Source organism: uncultured Fibrobacter sp., assembly GCF_937877005.1.
In the GTDB taxonomy this organism is placed as follows: domain Bacteria; phylum Fibrobacterota; class Fibrobacteria; order Fibrobacterales; family Fibrobacteraceae; genus Fibrobacter.
Window position 1 is genome coordinate 1 of record NZ_CALEFV010000283.1, and the last position, 5,465, is coordinate 5,465.

5 protein-coding genes are annotated in these 5,465 nt (G+C 54.9%); 2 read left to right on the plus strand and 3 right to left on the minus strand.

Features of this window, described 5'->3' with window-relative positions:
• Positions 1-1,808: two-component regulator propeller domain-containing protein (locus Q0628_RS12565; RefSeq protein ID WP_298771479.1), on the minus strand; the 1,808-nt coding region annotated here is incomplete at its 3' end.
• Positions 1,801-2,364 carry a hypothetical protein gene (locus Q0628_RS12570; protein ID WP_298771481.1) on the minus strand — a complete coding sequence of 188 codons (564 nt, stop codon included), beginning with the start codon at positions 2,362-2,364 and terminating at the stop codon, positions 1,801-1,803. The genes Q0628_RS12565 and Q0628_RS12570, both read right to left, overlap by 8 nt.
• A gap of 66 nt (positions 2,365-2,430) precedes the next feature.
• Here Q0628_RS12570 and Q0628_RS12575 point away from each other — a divergent pair, with 66 nt between their 5' ends.
• Together Q0628_RS12575 and cysK are read left to right on the plus strand one after the other, a co-directional pair.
• Positions 2,431-3,873: an FKBP-type peptidyl-prolyl cis-trans isomerase gene (locus Q0628_RS12575; RefSeq protein WP_298771483.1), complete on the plus strand. Its 1,443-nt coding sequence runs from the start codon at positions 2,431-2,433 to the stop codon at positions 3,871-3,873.
• 26 nt (positions 3,874-3,899) lie between these two features.
• The gene (gene cysK, locus Q0628_RS12580) at positions 3,900-4,832 is read left to right on the plus strand and encodes a cysteine synthase A (protein ID WP_298771485.1); all 933 of its coding nucleotides are present in this window, start codon (positions 3,900-3,902) and stop codon (positions 4,830-4,832) included.
• Positions 4,833-4,901: 69 nt separating this feature from the next.
• Here cysK and Q0628_RS12585 read toward each other — a convergent pair whose 3' ends face one another.
• Positions 4,902-5,420 (minus strand): N-acetylmuramoyl-L-alanine amidase, encoded by a 519-nt coding sequence (locus tag Q0628_RS12585; protein WP_298771487.1) that lies wholly within the window; start codon positions 5,418-5,420, stop codon positions 4,902-4,904.
• Positions 5,421-5,465 lie beyond the last annotated feature (45 nt).

The window sequence follows — 5,465 nt, forward strand, 5'->3', positions numbered from 1 at the left end:
TCGGCAAGGCTCAAGATTTCATAAGAAAGTCCCAAGCGCCAGGTCAACGGAATCGGGTCTTCGATGGTCTTGTCCACGTAGTAAACACTCGGGCCGATGTTTGCAAGTACCAATGCGAAATTTAATTTGTCTATAAACAGGTTCTTCTTCAACAGGCCGATGTCGAATGCGTAGCCGAAGGTAGTCGCCTCTTCTTCGCCGGCGGCGGCACCAGAGCTCAGGTCGGAGTAGAAGAACTTGATCGAGAGGCCTAGGCCCCAGTCGTTGGGGAAGCGGGTGCCGTAGCTGAAGCCGCCCACGATTTCAGAACTGTTATAGGCAACTAGGTCGTCGGCGTCCACGTCGCCCGAGGCAACGGTCGAACCGAAGCTCACGAAGTTCACGAAGAATCCGAGCGTTCCCCAGTCGTTCAGCGGAATGGTCATGCCTGCGAAAAGGTGATACAGGTCGGGAATGTTCAGGATCGGCAAAAGCTTTTCGTAGAAGGCGGTAATCTGGTAGTCGGCGTCCTTGAACTGCTCCATGCCGTTCGCCGTGCTGAACCACACGTCGTTACCTTGCGGAAGGACTGCCCATACCTTGTTTGTCGAAAGTCCGTTGCCGCTATGATAGTGAACCCATTCATCCTTGCTCTTGGTGGAACCTTCCTCTTCGGCAGATCCGCGTTCCAATTCTGCCTTGCGGCCACTTGCAGTCGCATAGTCGGGGAGGTGGCGCCATACGCCCTTGTCCGTGGCGATCCAGATGCCCCCGCGTTGGTCTACGGAAATGTCATTGACCGTGTTGTCGGCGAACTGCACCTGTTCCCACTTGCGCAGGGTGAAGTGAGAGAGACCTCCGTTATGGGCCGCCCATACATGTCCCGAACTGTCGACGGCGAGTGCTGTCGGGTGCAGGTCCATGATGCCGTCTTCTTCGTTGAACAGGCTCCAGCGGTCCTTGTCGTTGACGCTCTTTTTGGGAACGAGCCTGGCGATGCCGGCTCCGTCCGCAGCGACAAAAAGTTCCTTGCGGTTTTCGGACCAGACGAGTGCCGTGATTTTCTGGCTAGGAAGAACCTTACCCTTCTGTTCGAACTGGCCGTTGCGGTACACGAATAGACCGTCTTCGGTTCCGATCCAGATTGAGGCACCCTGGCTTACGAGTGCCGTCACGCGGTGGTTACCGAGTTCGCTGTCGTAGTTCTTCCAGGCCTTACCGTCAAAGCGATAGAGTGACTTGGGGGTGCCGACCCAAAGCTTTTCGGTTCGGCTCTCATAAAGAATGGCTGTAATGGAATCTTTCACGATCAGGTTCCAGGGCATCTTGACTTCTACGACATGCTTCTCGTCGTCGGCATTCTTGATGTCGTTGTATGCTTTCACCTGACGCACATATTCATCGAGTCCGCGTTCCGTCCCGACGTACACCTTCACGGCGTCACGGACCTTCGCGTTTCCCTGTAACGTAATGGAATGATACTTGACCCATTGTTCCCCGTCGAATTTCTGGATGCCTTCGGCGGTTCCCGCCCAAAGTTCGCTCTTGCTAAAGAATCCGTCCTTGGATCGGGCGGCCATGCTAGTAAAGAAGGGTGCATTCTTTGAATCTGCCGGATAGCTCATGCGCCATTCGTCGGCAAGAGGACCGAACGCAAGGCCTGCGGGGTTGTAGTACATGGCGGTGGCGTCATCGGCAAGTGCAGCACCTGCTTCGCCCATGCCTAACTGACGGGCGCCGACGGGCATCTCCAGCGTGATGATGGCGGAACCTGCCGCAAAGGACAATACAGGAGCTAAAAGTAATGCAGAAAATAGGGACTTACGCAAGGTGCCTCCAGTCGGGGACGTCGTAGTGGTTGCCGTGTGCGGGAACGACTGCCTTCCAGCCGGACTTGCTGGGGTTTTCCCAGGGCTGCTTGGGAAGTAGCTTGCAGTCGCAGCCTAGAACATAAGGCGGCAGGATTTCAGCGTGGTTGCGAATCTGTTCGCGGGTGATAAAGTTTTCTTCGCTCACGAACTTCACGTAGCTTTTGCCTTTGGGGCCGAGCTCGATTCGGTAGGTGGCGGTTCCGTTCTTGTCGCCTTCGTCGATGGTGCGAATGGTTTCTTCAAGGGAGGCGTTCCATTGGGAAATCAGCTGCTCCTTCTGTTCTGCGGAGACATTTTGTGTGTCGAGCCAAGACCTGAGCGAAGCTTCGGAAGGCTTGACCGCTTCCAGGGACTCGCGTGCCGGTCGCACGACCACGGCGTACTGGCCAGAAACGTCGATGACTCGCTTGGGTTCATCTTTTTCATCGGAACTATGGATCACGACATACGCGCCGATTGCGGCGAGTATGACGGACAAGACGATAATCGCTATGACGATAATGACTGATAGCATATTCTATTCCGTTCTGTTCTTTGCTTTTAAAACTAGCATTTTCTAAATTGTGGGACAGGAGTTTTTATGTCGAAATTGAAGATTTTTCTTGTGTTGCTGATGTGTACCGCCTGTTTTGCCATTCCTTTCAAGGTTGAAACGGTTAGGGAAGGGGCCGGAGACTCCATTCGTGCAGGGCAGCTCATCAGGGTGCATTACAAGAGCTACGTGTATTTGGATAGCGCCAAGATCCTGGCAGAAAAGGCCCGTTTGGCCGATTCGCTCCGCATTGCCGATTCGCTTCGCTTGGCGAACGATTTTAATTCGGACCAGGTCGCGGGAATGACAGAAGTTGACACGACTAAGCTGCTGGAAACGGCGGTTGAGAGTCGCAAGGGAAAGAAATCCAAGAAGGAAACGGCGAAGGCGCCTGTAAAGGAAGTGGCTCCGGTAGATACCGTGGCTGCCGTGGTCGATTCCAACGCGACTCCGAAGACGTTTGCTGATTCTATTGCTCCGGATTCTTCGGATTCCCGGTTCAGGATTTTCTCCGAGTCCTATTCGGGTGGAGAACCGCTTGAATTCACGCTTGGTGCGGGCCTCGTGATTCCCGGCTGGGAAAAGGGCCTCGTGGGCATGAAACCTGGCGAAGTCCGCAAACTCTATGTGCCTTATCAGCTGGGTTATGGTGAAAATTCGCTCGAAGGTGTGCCTGAATATTCGGACTTGTTCTTTATCGTAGAATTGGTAAGTGCCGAAAAGCCGATGGAACCCGATGTGTTCCCCAAGAATGTCGAGGGCCTCAAGTGGCGCGAAGCGGCCAAGGGTCTCAAGATATACGACGAAAAAGTCGGTACCGGCAAACCTGCCGTCATCGGTTCCGTGCTCAAGACGCACTATACGGGATGGCTCCTTTCGGGCCGCAAGTTTGGCAGCTCCAAGGACTTGGGCAAGCCGCTCCAGGTTGTCATGGGGGCAGGCAAAATGATCAAGGGCTGGGAAATTGGTCTCGATGGCATGCGCGAAGGCGGCGTGCGCTGGTTCCGTATTGCCCCTGCCATGGGTTACGGCGCTACGGCCTACTCCATGATTCCTTCTAATTCCACGCTGGTATTCCGTGTCGAACTTGTTTCTTCCGAAGTGGACGAAGCAATTGTCGAGAACATGGATTTCTTCCCGGATACGACGGCTCTTACATTTGAAAATGGCCCCGAAGGTTTGCGTTATGCAATCATCAAGCAGGGCGAAGGCGAACCCGCTCAGAAGGGTAATGTCGCTCGCGTGCACTATACGGGTTGGCTCACCAACGGCTACAAGTTTGACAGTTCCCGCGATCGCGGACAGGTGTTCGGATTCACTCTGGGCGCAGGTCGCGTCATCCGCGGTTGGGAACTTGGCGTGCAGGGCATGCTCCCCGGCGAAAAGAGAATTCTCATGGTGCCGCCCGGACTCGGTTACGGAGCTCGCGGTGCAGGCCCCATTCCCGGAGGTTCGACTTTGATCTTTGCGGTCGAGTATCTGGGTGAATAGGAATCCCTGTTTCAAGGACTTTAGTCATGTCGAAAATCTATACAGCCGTTGACCAGTTGATAGGTCATACCCCTCTACTGGAACTTGTTCGAATCGAAACCTCCAACAAATTGAATGCGAGAATTCTCGCAAAGCTGGAATACCTCAATCCGGCAGGATCTGTGAAGGACCGCGTGGCAAGAAAGATGCTGGACGATGCCGAGAAGAGCGGCAGGCTCAAACCGGGGTCTGTCATCATTGAACCCACGTCGGGCAATACGGGTATCGGTCTTGCATCTGTCGCTGCGGCCCGTGGTTACCGCATTATTATCGTGATGCCCGAAACCATGAGCATGGAACGCCGTGTCCTGATGAAGGCCTATGGTGCGGAACTAGTCCTTACCGAAGGCTCCAAGGGAATGAAGGGCGCTATTGAAAAGGCGGAAGAACTGGCGAGGGAAATTCCCGGCGGATTTATCCCAGGACAGTTCGTGAATCCAGCGAATCCTGCGGCGCATCGCGAAACGACCGGTCCCGAAATCTGGGAAGATACGGATGGCGAGGTGGACGTCTTTGTCGCGGGAGTCGGTACGGGTGGAACCTTGAGCGGAACCGGCGAATATCTAAAACAGAAAAACCCCAACGTGAAGATCGTGGCTGTCGAGCCGGCAGGATCCCCGGTGCTTTCCAAGGGAACGGCCGGACCTCATGACCTCCAGGGAATTGGTGCCGGATTCATCCCTGACACGTTGAATACGAATATCTATGACGAAGTCATCGCCGTGACCAACGAGGATGCGTATGAATCGGGCCGCGAGATAGGCAAGAAGGAAGGCGTCCTGGTAGGCATTTCCGCCGGTGCCGCCCTCTGGGCCGCAAAGGAGCTTGCGAAGCGTCCTGAAAATAAGGGAAAGACCATCGTGGTCTTGCTTCCGGATACGGGCGATCGCTACCTTTCGACGGCATTGTTCGCTGAATAAATTTTTTACAGCAATAAAGAAGCCCTCGGAAATATCCCGAGGGCTTTTCTAATGTCGTTAACCCGTTTTTTATTCCCAGTCGTCGAAGTTGTCCGCGGCGGGTGCTGCGGGAGCGGCCGGAGCCGGAGCGGGTTCAGGTGCGGGAGCCGGAGCTGGCTCGGGTGCGGGAGCCGGAGCGGGCTCAGGTGCAGGGGCCGGAGCGGGTTCGGGGGCAGGAGCAGGTTCGGGCTCTTCGACCTTTGGTGCCTCAACGGGTTGAGGCTCATTGCCAAAATAGATTTTGTAGTACTCGGCAAAGCCGTCGTAGATCGCCTTGGCAATCTTCTGCTGTCCCGCGTCCGTCGCCATAATCTGCAAATCGTGCTTATTCGACATAAATCCGATCTCGGTCAGCACGCCCGGCATCTGCGTATAGCAGAGCACCCACAGCGGTTGTCCATAGACTAACGAGCGTCGGTTGCCGTGTCCTACGGCATTCTTGTGATACTTCTGCAACAGATTGGCAAAGGTGTTACTGTTCTGTAACAGAGTGAATTGCACCGTCTGGATATAGGCGCGAACGGCAGCTGCGGTCGCTGCGTCCGACATCTCGACCAGATCGTCCCGGTACGCGTCACCGATCACCTCGGCATT

Bases quoted from the DNA above. Each gene is read 5' to 3' on its own strand.
- Q0628_RS12570 (WP_298771481.1), bottom strand. From the start codon at position 2,364: ATGCTATCAGTCATTATCGTCATAGCGATTATCGTCTTGTCCGTCATA.
- Q0628_RS12575 (WP_298771483.1), top strand. From the start codon at position 2,431: ATGTCGAAATTGAAGATTTTTCTTGTGTTGCTGATGTGTACCGCCTGT.
- cysK (WP_298771485.1), top strand. From the start codon at position 3,900: ATGTCGAAAATCTATACAGCCGTTGACCAGTTGATAGGTCATACCCCT.
- Q0628_RS12585 (WP_298771487.1), bottom strand. From the start codon at position 5,420: ATGTCGGACGCAGCGACCGCAGCTGCCGTTCGCGCCTATATCCAGACG.